The following is a 17,090-nucleotide window of genomic DNA, read 5'->3' on the forward strand; positions in this document are numbered from 1 at the left end:
ACCGACGACAATGAAAAAAAAAGTAAGGGTTGTAATTACCTGATAATGTCTTTTTATTTTTAGCTTGTAAAAGTTTAAATAAGCTTGATAACAACAACATGGCCACAAACAATATTACAGTATCGGACATTCCTATTGTAAATATCATTAAACCCAAAGCACCAGCGGCTAGTATGTTTGCAAGCCATGCATTGGGCTTTACGATATTTTGGGCTGTAATAACTGCATTCCATAGGAATAAGCCAGCTAATACACTAATAAAAGGGAGTGGCAGGTGTGCTGTAAAAAATAGAACTAAACAGGCGTAAATAAAACACAAAGAGAAGTTAATTACTTTTTCATTTTTAAGTTCAATCATTGCTTTTCACCTGCAAATGAACTTAAGCATTCTAAACAGTGTTGCTTATGGGCTTGGCCAGTATTAATACTGATTAAAGTGCTTGGCAGTTTTAACATGAAAGGGGTGTTGTGCTCAGTGGCTTCACACACTAAATAACACAACTGGCTAAGACGTTGCTCTGTAGCTCCACTCATTAAATTAAAATCAAACAAAGCATCAGTCGCTTTAAAATCTACAAAGTCTTTAACTAATAATTGCTTTGTTTTAGCGAAATGTTTCCACGATATTCTGCTTAAGCCCATTTCGGGTTGATGAATTAATAGATTGTCGAATTCTTCAGTTCCCGACTTTTTTGTCATTCCATTTTGTGTATTTTCATCTTCTGAAGAAATGTGTGCATCGCTTAATACGTATTCGTGCGCAGGGTAAACATAAGTTTTAGTTTGTACTTGTAAATAGCTCCATACAGATACCAAACCAAAAGGATAGTTACTGGCTATTTTTATTCGTTCTAATTTGTAGCAACCTCGTGATTCATACGGAAGCGGTAAACTGCTACTAATCGATTTATTTGAAATTTCATCATGATGTGTACTTGCTTTTAAATCATTGTTATAGGTAATAGAAAGCGATTGGCAGATTGAATTACTATGTAAGTTCAATTTTAAAATGGGTTGTTGTGGAGAAAAACTAGGTAATACTTTATCAAAAGTCACAGTTAAGCCTTTCGCATTGCTGTATCCCATAAAAACAGCTAGTACAATGACCACGAACATCAGATACGACATGATCAAAATTAAATTATTTTGATAATTTATACCCATTACAAAGTTTAAAATAGCCACAATAATAAAATAACCACCCAAGGGATGATGGCAAAACATAGATTGTGTTGTGCTCTAACGTAATTGAATTTTTTGGTGTTTATGTTTTAAAAATTTATCAAAAACAGTATGTTTTAAAGATGCAAATATGTTGGGGCGTTTTGATTTTTTAGATGGCATAAAAGCTACACCGGAACCGGCACAGCATTTAAAATGTCATTCACTTGAGCTTCACCCGATTCATTATGCAAACCTAAGCGGTGCTGGCACACACTTGTAAAAACTGCTTCTATATCTTCAGGAATTACATAATCGCGTCCATCAATATAAGCCCATGATTTAGCAGCCTTAGCTAACGCAATGCTTGCTCGAGGTGATAATGAAGACGCAAACGCATTGCTGCTTCTTGTATAATTAACAAGCTCTATAATGTAATCAACAACGGGAGTACTAAGTGTAACTTCACTAATTTGTGCCTGAATTTGTTTTAATTGCTGCTTATCTATCCGTTTAGGAAGTTGGCTGTAATCGCGTTTTTGCATATTTAAAATTAAACGTTTTTCAGCTTCTTTTTGAGGAAAACCAAGGCTTATACGCATTAAAAATCGATCTAACTGAGATTCCGGTAGCGGATAAGTACCCGATTGGTATAAAGGATTTTGCGTAGCAATAACAAAAAATGGATCTGGAAGGCTATACTTTTTGCCATCAACAGTGATTTGTTGTTCTTCCATCGCCTCAAGTAATGCACTTTGTGTTTTTGGCCCTGTACGGTTTATTTCGTCAGCTAATACAACTTGACTAAAAATAGGGCCTTTATGAAACGTAAAGCTGTGATCGTTACTATTAAATACATTTGTACCGAGTATATCGGCAGGTAGTAAGTCACTTGTAAATTGAATTCGTTGGTAAGATAAGCCAAGTACTGCCGCTAAACCATGAGAAAGCGTGGTTTTTCCCATGCCAGGCAAGTCTTCAATTAGTAAGTGTCCTTCGCTAAACAAGCAGGTTAGTGCTAATTTTATCTGTTTTTGTTTTCCAAAAATAACATCTGATAAGTCTTCAATAATCGCTTTAACGGAGCTTTGCATGCTAACCTTTTATTATTCTATGTGTTCGAGACGTTTCATTACGGTATCAACTTTTTTTGCATTAAAAGGTTTTGCTATAAACCCTTTAGCTCCAAGCTCCCAAGTATTCTGAACATTTTCTAAGCTGTTATGACCTGAGCACATAACTACATGTGCGTTTGGGTAGGTTATATTAATAAATTCTAAAATATCAGTCCCATCAGAGTCGGGTAAGTCTACATACTAAAAAAATCACACTAGGGCATTTTTTATCAATAACTGGCTTGGCAGAGCTAAAATCCGTGCTTTCTAAAATATCTTCATAACCCAGTTCGGTTAATATTTGGTTTAGGTAATCACGGATTTCTTTAACATCGTCAATGATGAGGATAGGCTCTAAAGGGCGAACAAATTCCATATGTAAGTTACTTCTTTTAATACTTCTTAAGTACATTAATATTAAGCTATGACCTTAATAACCTCAAGAACGTTGCTTAAAAAATCACAATACATCCATACTTTTGTTGATTTTGTATTCTGCTTGAAAAATATCAAAACAACACTCAATTCTACTACTTTCTAATTAATTTAAAAGTTATCCATTTTATAAACACCCGCACACTCGTTTTTTCAACCACACCTAATAAATTTACAAGCTATTGATACTAAAGATTTTAAATTAACAATTCTAATTTTGTAAATGTTTTGTAATAAAAAATCGTTGACCTATTAAAATCATTCTGTGATTACGCTCAGCAGTTGAGCTAATGCTCATTGGTGGATTTTAATATAAGGTCACACCCAATGCTCATAATGCTTTTCTACACACTCACACTAAACACTACACAACACGAAGAGCTTATTATGTTAAAAAATAAAAATACAAAATTCGCAATCTCACTATTAACAGCTGCAATGGCTACTTCTATGTCAGCTCAAGCTGATGTTTCTGACTACTTAGACCGCGTTGATGTCGACTTTTTATTAATGCAAAATTTCCAGTCTATTCAAGCAAAAGAGGGGGCGTTTCGTCCTGAAGATGAAGTACAAGAATCTGGATTTGGCCGTGTAAGAGCAAATTTACAGCTTAAATTTCATATTAACGAATTTATTACAGCTGATATTGATATAGCTGAAGAACCAAATGATTTTGGTGGCGGCGACCGTGATTTTTCATTTCATAATGACTTTGCCGGTGTTGAGTTTGATTTATTTGGCCTTTATGGTACACCAAAAGAAGATGAGAATCTGACCCTTAGGCTTGGTAACATTGGTGCATCACCGTTTCAATTCAAAGGATTCCAAGATGGAGCAGATAACCAAGGTAATGCATTAATTGGTAACGGAATAACTGATTACGCTACAGCTGAAAACGGCGCGCAACTTAGTTACACAAAAACTTACGACGGCGGTTTTCTTCGCTCATACAATGTGGCTGGCCATATAACAACCTCAAGCTTTGGCGAAGCATTCCAAGAAGACCGTGGTTACAATTACCGTTTACAAGGCACATTAGAATTTGAAGGTGGTTTCAAAGCGGGTTTAAATCTTTTCAAGGCCAATCAAGGCGACCAGTTAAACTTTGAAAATGGTGTAGCTAGTTTAGACGGAGTAACTACAACAAACTATCGTTTTGGCGATGGTGAAAACTATAACTTTTCTGCCTCACCATCAAATGAACGTGACACGCATGTAGGTGCAATGCCCGGACTAGAGCAGTCAATCATACAACTAAATCTAGCATACCAACCATCTGACGAAACAAGTTTAGTGTTCATGGTTGGTAAATCATCAGATGATTACACATTTGCAGATGCTGCGGGCAATGCAGTTGCAGGAATTACATACTTTGGTACCGATGGAGTAGCCGACGCTAATGGCACAACGTACGATTCAAACAGTGTAATCAAAGGTGATACATCAGTAGAATATTTTGTTTTTGAAGCACAACAATACCTTATCCCTAAACAGTTATATGTAGCAGCTCGTTATTCAGAAGCAGAAAATACATCTGATTTAATTGAGCAAACAGACAATACAGTAGAGCGTATTCAAGTTGCTGCGGGCTACTGGTTTAACGATAAAACGTTATTAAAAGTGGAATATGTAAATCAAGAAGAAGGCGTTAACTCTGCAGGCCAAATAGGCGCTGGTTTTGACGGTTTCACATCTGAGATTTCAGTTAAATTTTAACTTATATTCAGCAACTTAGTACTTAATATTCACGTAATTAAAGCTATTTTAATTCACTTTTATTAAGTACAAGTGCACCTTTTAATGTTAGAGATAAGGTATTTAAAATGAAAAATAAATTATTAATGCTTGCCTGTGGCATCATGGCAATGAGCAACGCTTACGCAAAAGAAACAATTACAATTGCTACTGTTAATAATGGTGACATGATCACCATGAAAGAACTAAGCAATGAATTCACCAGTCAAAACCCTGATATAGATTTGAAGTGGGTAACACTTGAAGAAAATATTTTACGCCAACGTGTAACAACAGACGTGGCAACAAAAGGTGGTCAGTATGATGTTATGACCATCGGTACTTATGAAGTACCAATTTGGGGTAAACAGAATTGGTTAACAGAGTTAGATAACCTTGGCAAAAATTACGATTTAGATGATTTACTACCCGCTATTCGAAGCGGCCTTACCGTTAACGATAAGCTATACGCCGCTCCTTTTTATGGCGAAAGCTCAATGGTTATGTACCGTACTGATTTAATGGCAAAAGCTGGGTTAACCATGCCGAAAGCACCGTCTTGGGACTTTATTAGAAAAGCAGCAAAAGCAATGACCAGTAAAGAGGATGGCGTTTATGGTATGTGTTTGCGTGGTAAAGCCGGTTGGGGTGAAAATATTGCACTTATTACATCAATGGCTAACTCATTCGGTGCACGTTGGTTTGACGAAAACTGGAAGCCTCAGTTTAATACACCTGAATGGGAAAAAACTCTTCAGTACTATGTTGATGTTATGAATGAATCAGGTCCTGCGGGTTCGTCAGCTAATGGCTTTAACGAAAATCTAGCATTATTTCAAACCGGTAAGTGTGGTATATGGATTGATGCAACAGTAGCTGGCGCATTTGTTACAAACAAAACAGATTCTGAAGTAGCCGATAAAGTTGGTTTTGCACTCGCACCTGACAACGGACTAGGTAAACGTGGTAATTGGTTATGGTCGTGGACACTAGCCATTCCTTCAAGCAGTAAAAAACAAGATGCTGCAATGAAATTTATCAGCTGGGCAACATCTAAAGAATACACTCAACTTGTAGCCGATAAAAAAGGCTGGGCAAAAGTGCCACCGGGTACTCGTAAATCTTTATACAGTAACTCTCAGTATATGGAAGCAGCGCCTTTTGCTCAAATAACGTTAGATTCAATCGAAACCGCAGATCCTAAAAACCCAACCGTAAAACCTGTTCCTTATGTTGGTATTCAGTTTGTTGCTATTCCGGAGTTTCAAGGGATAGGAACAGCAGTAGGGCAACAATTTTCAGCCGCTTTAACTGGGCAAATGACCGTTAAACAAGCGTTAAGCTCATCTCAACGTTTAGTTGAAAGAGCCATGCGCAAAGCGCGTTACCCTAAGTAGTATCAATTATAGGTGGGCAAGCTCTCAACTTGCCCTGTATTTTATGTCAGTTCTATTTATGATTTTACATATTATTAAGGGTTTCTGATTTTCACTTAATAGTGAGTAAATAGAATTGGCTTTTTTAAGGTCACCGTTATGGCAACAACTAACTCGCGTACGCTTGCTCGGTTCATGCTTCTTCCTAGCGTAACATTGTTACTCGCTTGGATGATTGTTCCGCTGTGTATGACATTGTATTTTTCATTCATTGATTACAATTTATTGGTTCCTGGAGATAAAGAATTTGTAGGTTTTTTAAACTATGAGTTTTTTTTAACTGATCCGGCGTTTTTTGAATCTTTTTTTAACACGCTTTATTTAGTTACTGGCGTGTTACTCATTACCATTTGTGGTGGTATAGGTTTGGCTATTTTATTAGACCAAGCAATATGGGGACGTAATTACGTTCGTATAATGGTACTTGCGCCATTTTTTGTTATGCCAACGGTTTCAGCCTTAGTGTGGAAAAACATGCTTATGAACCCTGTAAATGGTTTGTTTGCTCACTTTGCAATTTGGTTAGGTTTTGAGCCAATAGACTTTTTTGCTCAAATGCCGTTATTTTCTATCATTATAATTGTGTCTTGGCAGTGGTTACCATTTGCAGCACTGATTTTGCTTACAGCAATTCAGTCACTAGACCGCGAACAATTAGAAGCCGCTGATTTAGATGGTGCTGGCCCATTTAGTAAGTTTTTCTATATTGTTTTACCTCATTTATCTCGCGCTGTGACTGCGGTGATATTAATTGAAACCATCTTTTTACTCTCTATATTTGCTGAAATATTGGTTACAACAAGCGGTGGGCCAGGTTATTCATCAACAAATATTACTTATTTAATTTATACCCAATCATTACTGCAATTTGATGTAGGTGGTGGTTCGGCAGGTGGCATAGTTGCCGTGATCATTGCAAATATAGTAGCAATATTTTTAATGCGCTTAATTGGCAAAAACTTGGAGGGGTAAAATGAGTATTAAAAATAACACACGTTCAACACTTATTTATACCATAGCGGCATGGACAGTCAGTTCAATGATTTTCTTCCCTATTTTATGGACGTTGATCACAAGTTTTAAAACAGAATCTGAGGCTATATCAGCTACACCCACTTTGTTTGCATTCGAGTGGACGCTAATAAATTACTCAGATGTATTATCACGCTCACCATACTTTACGCATTTTTGGAATTCGGTTGTTATTTCATTAGGGTCAAGTTTATTAGGTTTATTAATCGCTGTTCCGGCTGCATGGTCTATGGCTTTTGTTCAAAGTAAAAAAACAAAAAATTTACTAATGTGGATGCTTTCGACCAAAATGCTACCGCCGGTAGGGGTGCTAATACCTATTTACTTATTATTTCGCGACTTCGGTTTACTCGATACAAAACTAGGTTTAGTTATCGTCATGACCCTTATAAATTTACCAATTATGATCTGGATGCTTTATACCTACTTCAGAGAAATACCGGGTGAAATATTAGAAGCTTCACGCATGGATGGTGCAACGATTGGTGAAGAAATATTTCATGTATTACTGCCTATAGCCTTACCTGGCATTGCTTCAACATTATTATTAAATGTAATTTTAGCCTGGAACGAGGCATTTTGGACTTTAATATTAACCGCAGCAAATGCTGCTCCATTAACTGCATTTATAGCCAGTTATTCAAGCCCTGAAGGGTTATTTTACGCCAAATTATCGGCAGCATCTGCCATGGCCATTGTGCCAATTTTAATTCTTGGTTGGTTTAGTCAAAAACAATTAGTGCGCGGCTTAAGCTTTGGCGCAGTAAAGTAGGAGAACACACATGGGCAGCATCACACTAAAACAAGTCACTAAAAACTTTGACGACGTAAACGTTATTAAACCGTTAGATTTAGAAATTAAAGACGGTGAATTTATTGTTTTCGTTGGGCCATCAGGCTGTGGTAAATCAACATTACTACGCATGATTGCGGGGCTTGAAGACACAACAAGCGGAAATATTGAAATAGATGGGCAAGATGCAACACATACACCACCTGCTAAAAGAGGCTTAGCAATGGTGTTCCAATCTTATGCGTTGTACCCACATATGAGCGTTCGCAATAACATTGCTTTTCCACTTAAGCGCGCTAAAGTAAGCGCTGCAGAAATAGAAACTAAAATCGCTAACGCCGCTAAAATTCTTAATTTAACTGATTATCTAGATCGAAAACCAGGACAGCTATCAGGTGGTCAACGTCAACGAGTAGCAATAGGGCGCGCAATTGTTAGACAACCCTCTGCATTTTTATTCGATGAGCCACTATCAAATTTAGATGCTTCATTGCGTGTAAATATGCGTCTTGAAATTTCAGAGCTGTATAAAAGCTTAGCCACTACAATGATTTATGTAACTCACGACCAAGTTGAAGCAATGACAATGGCCGACAGAATTGCCGTATTTAATGGCGGTATTATCGAGCAAGTAGGTACTCCATTGGAGCTTTATCAACACCCAGTAAATAAATTTGTGGCGGGTTTTATTGGTTCACCAAAAATGAACTTTATTGATATTCCAAATGGTGACACTAATGGAGCGTCAAGCTTAGGTGTTCGTCCAGAGCACTTTATAATATCGCAAGATACAGGCACGTGGTCAGGTAAAGTAGGGGTAATTGAGCACTTAGGGTCTGAGAGCTTTTTACATGTAACACTTACAAATGGCAGCACAGTGACAGTAAAAGCTGACGGTGATTGCTCGCTCCAATACGGTGACTCTGTATTTTTAACTGCGCAAGAAAATAAAGTACACAGGTTTGATAAAAACGGGGTAACGATTAAAGCTAGCAACTAAGTTTGAAAGCAGTAGAGCCAATACCATATTTAGTCATAATTAACTTTAAGGTATTGGTTATTAGCTCATTATTGGCTTCGGCATTATATAAATAAATGATATATTTGCATTAAAGCATAAGTTTGAAGCCATTAATAATATCAAACACAAGTTACTCCTTAATTACAGAGGTTTAAGTGGCAAAATTATCGAACACAGAAATAAGAAAACTTGATGATGCAGCAAGAGCGGGGTGGTTATATTATGTCGCCGGCCAAACTCAAGACGAAATAGCGAAAAAGCTTAATGTATCTCGTCAGTCAGCACAGCGAATGGTTGCTTTATCAGTTAGCCAAGGCCTAATAAAAGTAAGACTCGATCACCCCATTGCCAAATGTATGGATTTAGCACAAAAATTAAAAAGCCGATTTGGTTTAGCATCATGTGAAGTGGTGCCAAGCGATCCTTCTGAACCATCATCTACAGTTGGACTTGCACAAGCTGGTGCCGCTGAGATACAGCGCCATTTGAAATCAGAAACGCCAAAAGTATTGGCAATGGGAACAGGTAGAGTTTTGCGTGCTATTGTTGATGAACTACCAATACTTGATTGCCCACAACATAAAATAGTGGCTATGTTAGGTAACATGGCGTTAGATGGTTCGGCTTCGCCTTACGATGTTGTAGTTAGAATGGCTGAACACACTAATGCAAAACATTATCCGATGCCATTGCCAGTTTTACCGCGCAGTATTGAAGAAAAAAACCAACTACATGCACAACATAATATAACTGCTAACCTGAAGCTTGCTAAAAATGCAGACGTAACTTTTGTTGGTATTGGTAGTTTAGGTGAAAAGTCACCATTACACATAGATGGTTTTGTTGACGCTAATGAGTTAAAAGAGCTTCAAGACTTAGGCGCCGTTGGCGAAATGATCAGCTGGGTTTATGATAAAAATGGTAAATTGCTAGATTGCACTGTAAACCAACGCGTTGCGAGTACGCCATTAGTAACAAATGAAAACAAACAAATTTATGCAATAGCTGCAGGTGAAGAAAAAGTGTTGGCTATACTAGGCGCTGTAAGATCAAATATGATTAGTGGTTTAATCACTAACGAATATACCGCAGAACGTTTACTCAGCATTGATTGAGTTATTTGAACATTGCATTGTGTATTACAAAATTTTATAGCGAACAAAACGACCTAATGTCCGATACCGTCTAGTATTGGACATAATAAGAGTGCATTCATGCGCTCTTATTAAACAACATTTAACTACCTATAATTTATATTATGTTAAATACAGTATTTTAATTACTTAGTAAGGTAAAGTGCTTATCTATTTAACGTATAAAACGCTCTATTTCACTATTATTTATTTTAAATCATGATTAACGGCATAAACTTATATCGCTAATCATGTAGATATTTTAATTACAGCCTAACTCACTTGCTAAACCAAATACGGATGATTCTATTGTTTGTGCCTGATTACTCGTTAAATTAGGTAAAACATTAATGCCAGTTCTACTTTCAACTTCATCAATACTTACTTGGGTATTACAAAAATTATCTCTGCGGCCAGCACTTTGCTGCATAATAAATGCTGATGCTTTAATGGTGTTACCAGATTGCTTCATTACAATTTTAAAATAACCACTTGGTATAGTATGGTTTTCATTTGCTCGTGGTAAATCTGCAAAGTAATATTCGTACATTGGACCAGTAACTACGTATAAGTTATTTCCATCATCAACATGATTTCTTACCGCTGTTTCAAGCCTAACCCATGGCCCTTGGTTTAATGCTGAAGATTGTGGTGTAATATTAGAAAGCAAATTTGTTAAACGCCAATCAGCTGTATTACTAAAAGATGCCAATGGAACCTGATGCCCCCGGTCAGTATTAATTGTTGCATATGCATCGGTATAGTCACTGGGTTCAAGCGTATAATGGGAATATAAATCAGGGTCTGATTTCCAACTCCTTGATCTTGATGGCCCGCTCATTGTATTGGGCGTTACTTGGTATGCTACCCAGTCTGCAAATTTTGTGTAACGGTTATTTTTTAAAGTATAAATACTACGTTCAATTGTTTTACCGTTGTTTAATCCTGTTGGACAACCTTCTAAGCAATTGGCAGCATTGGCAGCATTGGCAGTTGAAGCTAGTAATAAGCTTGTTAAGGTTAGTGATATATTTATAAATGATTTCATTGTTGTTTTACCCTGTATAAATGAGGATAAAAACCTAACAAGTTTATGTTACAGATATATTTAACTTTATACATATATTCAATAAGTTAATTGCATATATGCATATTTAGCACTTAAGTATTGTGTTTAATTGTTAATTTATTCGTTCTAGTTAATCGCTTAATAAAAAGGTAATAAACACCCTACCAATAGTTATTTATGCATTTTAAATAAATCCTAGGCATAAAAAAACGCTGGCAAATGCCTGCGTTTTATAATTTAATAAATAAGATTAATGAAGCGCCGCTGTAAATGGAATGCTTTTACAAATTTCAGCCTCAGCAACTAATAACTCTTCTAAACGCACGTCTACTTCTTCTTTGTCAAAGTATTCGTAGGCTAGCTCTACAAATAAGTTTTTGTGCTTTTCTTCTGATTTAGCAATGGCTACATAAAACTCTTTTTCTTTACCTTCAGGTAATGCTTGCGCAACTAATGAAAAACGTTCGTGCCCACGAGCTTCAATTACACCGCCAACTAGTAACCTATCCATTAAAAAGCCATCACGTCCGTGTCTAAATAAAGCACGAATTTGCTTTATGTACGGATCTTTTTGGTCATCACCCAGTGTTGTGTCGCGTTCAGTTAATAGCTTGAGTACTTGTTTAAAATGAATAAGCTCTTCAAGTGCTAAATCGGTCATTGCTTTTACAAGTTTACGCTTGTCTGGGTAATGAGAAAGCATTGAAATAGCCATACCTGATGCTTTTTTTTCAGCAGCCGCATGATCTTGCAAAAAGGTGTTAAAGTCGGCAAGTACAGCCTCGGTCCATTCAAATGGCGTTTGGTATTTTAATTCAAACATAATAAATACTACTTAAAAAATAATGCGGGAATTTTAACGTATTTGAAAATAAAAATCTCGCAATAGGTTTTAGTAAAGCAATGCTCTTAAGGCTTAATTTAGATAATTACAGTTGAGAGGTGTAAGGTAAATGTTTATCTATGCGCCCTTTTGCTGTCGACTCTATTTTTAACGGGTGTTTAATATCGTTCCATGCGGTGACTTTTCCGCCAATATTCATTTTATCAAAATCAGTTTTATCACTTTGTATGTTCAAAAAATCACATACTTTTTGATAACTCCCCGCCTTTGCAATATCAATCGATAAAAAGTCAGCTTGTCTTTTTTCAAAATAATACTGTGCAGCATTTAGGTGGCGCTTGTAACAGTCTGCTAAGTAACTATCATCACTAATGTTTTCGAGAGATAAATTAGAAAAAACATCAAAGTAACAACGTTTTATATGAATATTAAAACCGCCATCTGTACGTGTTAAATTAGTATGCATACGTGTGAGTAGTTGCCTAATGGATGGCAACCAAACATCAATTTCTCTTTCCAAATGTACAAACTTAGATCCTGGGTAATGCTTATCAAGCATTTTATAATCAGTAAATATGGGGGTGTCGGCAATAGCTTTTGCATGGTCAAAGCTAGCTTTTGTGTATGCTGTGTGTGCGGTGGGTAATCCTAATTCTAGTAGTGCGTGGCACACACTAGTTGTGCCAGTTCTCGGTAAGCCTATTACAAATATTTTAGTCATGTACTGTACTTTAATTAGCTATTACGAGTGAGTAATAATACAAACGCGCTTATTATCATAACCAGAAAAGTAGCTACAGTCCCTATTTGACGATACTTTAAGTTTTTTTCTACTATACCTAGGTTATGAAAAAATCGACCAATTAACAAAGATGCGCCTAAAAGGTGACAATAATGACTGGCTAGACCTTGGTATTCAGCTAAAAATAATAAAATAACGGCAAAAGGTACATATTCCATAAAGTTTGCATGTGCTCTAATTGCACGTTGTAAAACTGAATTACCGTTATCACCTAATGATATTTGCTCTGCTCTACGAACTTTTATGACATTAAAGCTTAAATAAATATAAAAAAAAGCGAGCAATGCAGCGTATGTTGAAATAATCACAGTGTGTTCCTATTAGTTTTTTTAAACGCATTAAGTATGCGCAGTGTTAAGCTGTGCAGATAATAACATATAAATTAACGGCTTTATCACAAGTTTAAAGTTCAACTATGATAAGGTGATAGCCATATTTTATACGCAATCATAGGGATTATATGTTTGTTCCTCGCAAAGTGGCCGATAGTTATCGTGAAATGATAAACAGCATTGGCTTTTACCCTTCTGTGCTTTCTGTTGGTTTTTTGTTTTTTGCCATCATTACAATGTCGGTTGAATATTTAGCCCCTGTTGAGCAGTTGAAGTCTTTTATCTCAGTGGTTTTGGTTGATAGCGCAGAAAATGCGCGAACAATTTTAAGTACGCTTGCAGGTAGTATTATCTCATTGACTGTATTTAGTTTTTCTATGGTTATGGTGGTTTTAAACTCGGCTAGCGCGAGTCTATCGCCTCGCGTTGTGCCCGGTTTAATTACTAGAAAGTCTCATCAAATGGTGCTCGGCTTTTACTTAGGCAGTATCATTTACTCTATTATCATGCTTATAAATATTAATAAGTTAGAAGGCGGCAGCACTGCAATTCCGTCTATAGGTGTTTTATTTGCTTTAATTTTTGGTTTGATTTCATTAGGGTTATTTGTATTTTTTATTCATTCTATTTCACGCGCTATCCAAGTTGATAATGTCCTCAATGGTTTGTTTAGCCAGACTAAAAAAGAAATTAAGGCGATCATCAAAAGACAAAAAGAGGCCCCTGTTAGTGAGTTTCCTGATTTTTCAACATGGCACTCCATAAGCAGTAAAACAGAGGGTTATTATAAGGGTGTGCAAACAGATAAACTGTGTGCAATTTTAAAAGAGCACGATATAAACTTATATATTTCTGTTAACCAAGGATATTTTACAGTAAAAGGTTATCCATTTTTAAAATGTAATGTCGATATAACCCACGATGAAGAACTTTTAGAAAAAATATTAGATTGCTTTATTTTTTATATAGAAGAGTACATTAGCGACCACTACCGCTATGGTTTAACACAAATATCTGAAATAGCAGTAAAAGCAATGAGCCCTGGCATTAACGATCCAGGTACCGCTGTTAAATCAATTGATATGCTGAGTATTTTACTGATTGAGCGCCTATCTCTTAACGATATAAATTATTCGTTTAAACACAGTGAAAAAAAACCGCTTTTATATTTACATGAAACCAGTTTTGATGAGTTACTCCATGATAACTTTTCGCCGCTTCGTCATTATGCAAAAGGTGACGCCTACGTAATGACGAATGTATTAGAAGCATTTAAAAATATTTTATTTGTTGCTCGCGATAATGAAAAAGCACGCGAAAGCTTATTTAATTATTTATTCGCTATTGTTGATGACATAAACATGAATGTGACTAACGAGTACGACAGGCGCGAAATTTGTAATATGTTAAATTCCATAACACGCATTAATGAACAACAAGGTAGTCAATTGGTGGCACATTTTGAGCACCACCAAAATAAATCCTACTCAATGTAATAAATAGCGTAACTAGATGCTGTTACCTTAATTTCTCCACTGTGATAAGCATCCGGGACATAATTACCGGGTGCACTATCCGCCATTACCATTTCTTTTGCACGCATATAGGGCTGAGTTTGAACATTAAGTGGGCTCAACGATGCGCTATATAGTCCTTTTAACGAAATATCAAAGTCGTCGCTTAATTCTTCAGCCGCTTTTTTAGCATCTTGTATTGCCATTTTTTGAGCTTTTTTATGAAGCTCGTTATAGTTGCTAGCTAAAAATTGGGTATTGTTAATTTGGTTTATGCCGTTATTAACCAAACTTTGTAATAACGTAGGGTATTTACTTATATCAGTAAGTTTGACCGTTAGAGTTCGGGTAATTTTGAAACCGATAAATTCTTGCTGTCCAGTTTGGCGATTGTATTGGGTATCGCGGTGTATATTAATTTGCCCTGCGTTAATGTCAGTGTCTTTAACGCCTAACGTTTTTACTAATTTGATGGCTTTTGCCATAGTGATATCGGCTTTGTTTTTTGCAGCTATTAGGTCTTTATTTACCTCAGTGATACCCACACTCATTTGTACATAATCAGGCATGGTGGTAAGTGTCGCTTGCCCTTTCACATATATGTGTGGTGCATCGGGTGTTGGGCTGGCAACGGCATTAAAACTAAGTATGCTTAATGCTATGGTGCTGCCGAGAAAAAGTTTTAGTGTGTTCATCATAGAATCCTTTTTGTTTTATACTAATTTGCTTAATTAAGTATGATCGCGGATTTGCATTAGCTCTATTAAAGAGCCTAATGGGTTAACAATAAATGAACAAGCATAAAAAAACAGGCAAGCGCCTTGTTTTTTGTTATGTGTTGTAACGCAGGGTTACATAAAATTACTTATACTACTTATACTACTTAAACGCTGCAACGTTTGTAGTTACGGTATTTTGGTAACCAATAATTTTTATCAATGGCTGCCCACAGAGCATCGTCAGAAATTTCCAATGCAACACCCTCTTCAATCGCTTTTTTAGCAATAGCAAATGCAATGCGTTTACTAAGCGTTTCAATTTCTGTTAATGCTGGTAATAAGCTGCCTTTTCCGCTGTTTGCTCGCGGTGAAGACTCAGCAAGCATTTCACTCGACACGCTAAGCATGGCATCTGTAATGCGTGTAGCCTTAGCTGCAATAACGCCTAAACCAATACCAGGGAAAATATAACTGTTGTTACACTGTGGAATTGGGAAAGTTTCACCATTATATTCAACGGGATCAAACGGGCTACCTGTTGCAACTAATGCTTTACCATCAGTCCATTTAATGACGTCTTCTGGGTGTGCTTCTACCTGTTTAGACGGGTTACTTAACGGGAAAATTATAGGTTGTTCACACGTTGAATGCATTGCACGAATAACTTGCTCTGTAAACAAACCCGGCTGACCCGATACACCAATAAGTATGTCTGGTTTTGCACAATGCATTACATCTAACAATGACGCGTATTCACCACTGTAAGTCCAATCATTTAGCGCGTCTGTTGGTTGCGCTAAAGCTTGTTGGAAGTCGCGTAGACCTTCCATGCCATTAGTTAACAGACCAAAACGGTCAACCATAAATACTTGGCTACGTGCTTGCTCTTCAGAGATACCTTCAAATACCATTTGGCTAATAATTTGCTCAGCAATACCACACCCCGCAGAGCCTGCACCAACAAATACAACTTTTTGTTGGCTAAGAGTTGAGCCTTTAACACGACACGCAGCTAATAAAGAGCCAACTGTTACTGATGCAGTGCCTTGAATGTCATCGTTAAAGCTACAAATTTCTTCACGATAGCGCTTAAGAAGCGGCATAGCATTAGGTTGTGCAAAGTCTTCAAATTGAAGCAATACATTTGGCCAACGGCGTTTGACCGCTTTAATAAATAGATCTAAAAACTCATCGTACTCGTCTTGAGCTATACGTTTATGGCGTGCGCCCATATACATAGGGTCATTTAAAAGCTTTTCGTTGTTGGTCCCTACGTCAAGCATAACTGGCAATGTATATGCTGGGCTTATGCCACCACACGCGGTGTACAATGACAATTTACCAATAGGAATACCCATGCCACCAATACCTTGGTCGCCTAGTCCTAATATACGTTCACCATCGGTCACAACAATGACTTTTACTTTACCCTTTGTGGCATTACGTAAAATGTCGTCAATTTGGTAACGGTCTTCGTACGAAATAAACAAGCCACGTGCGCTGCGGTAAATATCCGAAAACTTTTCACAGGCATCACCCACCGTAGGGGTGTAAATAATTGGCATCATTTCTTCAAGATGATCGCGCACTAAGCGGTAATAAAGCGTTTCGTTGTTATCTTGAATGGCACGTAAATAAATGTGCTTATTTAAATTGTCGGTAAAACTTGAGTATTGCTGATAACAACGTTCAACTTGCTCTTCGATGGTTTCAAAGCGTGGAGGAAGTAAACCTGCAAGGTTAAAATTTTCGCGCTCTTTTTTACTAAACGCACTGCCCTTGTTTAGTAATGGCGTTTCAATAAGGCCAGGGCCAGAGTGATGAATATATAAGTAATTAGGATCAGTATTTGTTGTCATATTTCCAGGCTTTAATGGAGTCTTAAGTTATGATCTGTCATTATCAATGCTCAGAATTTAAATGCAATGAACATAGTACTTGTCAGACCAT

14 protein-coding genes and 3 pseudogenes are annotated in these 17,090 nt (G+C 36.8%); 7 read left to right on the top strand and 10 right to left on the bottom strand.

The annotated features are described in order from the left end of the window. The 4 genes and pseudogenes from P20480_RS18890 to P20480_RS18895 all read right to left on the bottom strand — a co-directional run. Positions 1 to 358, bottom strand: a pseudogene (locus P20480_RS18890) (transglutaminaseTgpA domain-containing protein); the annotation flags it as partial. Beyond that, positions 355 to 1,344 (bottom strand): annotated as a pseudogene (locus tag P20480_RS00770) (DUF58 domain-containing protein). The pseudogenes P20480_RS00770 and P20480_RS18890, both read right to left, overlap by 4 nt. A 5-nt stretch (positions 1,345 to 1,349) precedes the next feature. After that, positions 1,350 to 2,255 carry an AAA family ATPase gene (locus tag P20480_RS00765; RefSeq protein WP_008133000.1) on the bottom strand — a complete coding sequence of 302 codons (906 nt, stop codon included), beginning with the start codon at positions 2,253 to 2,255 and terminating at the stop codon, positions 1,350 to 1,352. Positions 2,256 to 2,267: 12 nt separating this feature from the next. After that, a pseudogene (locus tag P20480_RS18895) lies at positions 2,268 to 2,652 on the bottom strand (response regulator). Between the two features lie 446 nt (positions 2,653 to 3,098). Between P20480_RS18895 and P20480_RS00760 the strand changes: the two are divergent. The 6 genes from P20480_RS00760 (at position 3,099) to P20480_RS00735 (ending at position 9,842) form a co-directional block, all read left to right on the top strand. Continuing rightward, the gene (locus P20480_RS00760; protein WP_033025922.1) at positions 3,099 to 4,427 is read left to right on the top strand and encodes a hypothetical protein; all 1,329 of its coding nucleotides are present in this window, start codon (positions 3,099 to 3,101) and stop codon (positions 4,425 to 4,427) included. A 107-nt stretch (positions 4,428 to 4,534) separates the two neighbouring features. After that, positions 4,535 to 5,842 carry an ABC transporter substrate-binding protein gene (locus P20480_RS00755; protein WP_008133010.1) on the top strand — a complete coding sequence of 436 codons (1,308 nt, stop codon included), beginning with the start codon at positions 4,535 to 4,537 and terminating at the stop codon, positions 5,840 to 5,842. A 138-nt stretch (positions 5,843 to 5,980) separates the two neighbouring features. Beyond that, on the top strand, positions 5,981 to 6,853 hold the full coding sequence (locus P20480_RS00750; protein ID WP_008133013.1) for a carbohydrate ABC transporter permease: 873 nt from the start codon (positions 5,981 to 5,983) through the stop codon (positions 6,851 to 6,853). Between the two features lies 1 nt (position 6,854). Then, a complete protein-coding gene (locus tag P20480_RS00745; protein ID WP_008133015.1) occupies positions 6,855 to 7,685 on the top strand; it encodes a carbohydrate ABC transporter permease in 831 nt (276 codons plus the stop codon). A gap of 10 nt (positions 7,686 to 7,695) precedes the next feature. Continuing rightward, entirely contained in the window at positions 7,696 to 8,706 is a 1,011-nt protein-coding gene (locus P20480_RS00740) for an ABC transporter ATP-binding protein (RefSeq protein ID WP_008133016.1), read from the top strand. A gap of 176 nt (positions 8,707 to 8,882) precedes the next feature. Beyond that, entirely contained in the window at positions 8,883 to 9,842 is a 960-nt protein-coding gene (locus P20480_RS00735) for a sugar-binding transcriptional regulator (RefSeq protein WP_008133018.1), read from the top strand. 280 nt (positions 9,843 to 10,122) lie between these two features. Here the strand turns inward: P20480_RS00735 and P20480_RS00730 are convergent, their stop codons facing one another. The 4 genes from P20480_RS00730 to P20480_RS00715 form a co-directional block, all read right to left on the bottom strand. After that, positions 10,123 to 10,908 carry a DNA/RNA non-specific endonuclease gene (locus P20480_RS00730; RefSeq protein ID WP_008133021.1) on the bottom strand — a complete coding sequence of 262 codons (786 nt, stop codon included), beginning with the start codon at positions 10,906 to 10,908 and terminating at the stop codon, positions 10,123 to 10,125. A 271-nt stretch (positions 10,909 to 11,179) separates the two neighbouring features. Further along, complete coding sequence (locus P20480_RS00725; RefSeq protein WP_008133023.1) at positions 11,180 to 11,752, bottom strand: MiaE family protein; 573 nt, start codon at positions 11,750 to 11,752, stop codon at positions 11,180 to 11,182. A gap of 106 nt (positions 11,753 to 11,858) precedes the next feature. After that, positions 11,859 to 12,494, bottom strand: a complete 636-nt coding sequence (locus P20480_RS00720) for a sulfotransferase (RefSeq protein ID WP_008133024.1) — start codon at positions 12,492 to 12,494, stop codon at positions 11,859 to 11,861. Positions 12,495 to 12,508: 14 nt separating this feature from the next. Then, complete coding sequence (locus tag P20480_RS00715; protein ID WP_006792956.1) at positions 12,509 to 12,883, bottom strand: MAPEG family protein; 375 nt, start codon at positions 12,881 to 12,883, stop codon at positions 12,509 to 12,511. Positions 12,884 to 13,035: 152 nt separating this feature from the next. Between P20480_RS00715 and P20480_RS00710 the strand changes: the two genes are divergently transcribed. Further along, positions 13,036 to 14,403 (top strand): DUF2254 domain-containing protein, encoded by a 1,368-nt coding sequence (locus P20480_RS00710; protein WP_008133027.1) that lies wholly within the window; start codon positions 13,036 to 13,038, stop codon positions 14,401 to 14,403. Here the strand turns inward: P20480_RS00710 and P20480_RS00705 are convergent. Beyond that, a complete protein-coding gene (locus P20480_RS00705; protein ID WP_008133029.1) occupies positions 14,391 to 15,116 on the bottom strand; it encodes an SIMPL domain-containing protein in 726 nt (241 codons plus the stop codon). The two genes, P20480_RS00710 and P20480_RS00705, sit on opposite strands and share 13 nt — an antisense overlap. A 188-nt stretch (positions 15,117 to 15,304) precedes the next feature. Continuing rightward, positions 15,305 to 16,999, bottom strand: coding sequence for an NAD-dependent malic enzyme (locus P20480_RS00700; protein ID WP_008133030.1), 1,695 nt, complete (start codon positions 16,997 to 16,999; stop codon positions 15,305 to 15,307). Between the last annotated feature and the right edge of the window lie 91 nt (positions 17,000 to 17,090).

The sequence above is a fragment of the Pseudoalteromonas sp. BSi20480 genome, assembly GCF_000241365.1.
GTDB lineage: Bacteria > Pseudomonadota > Gammaproteobacteria > Enterobacterales > Alteromonadaceae > Pseudoalteromonas > Pseudoalteromonas marina.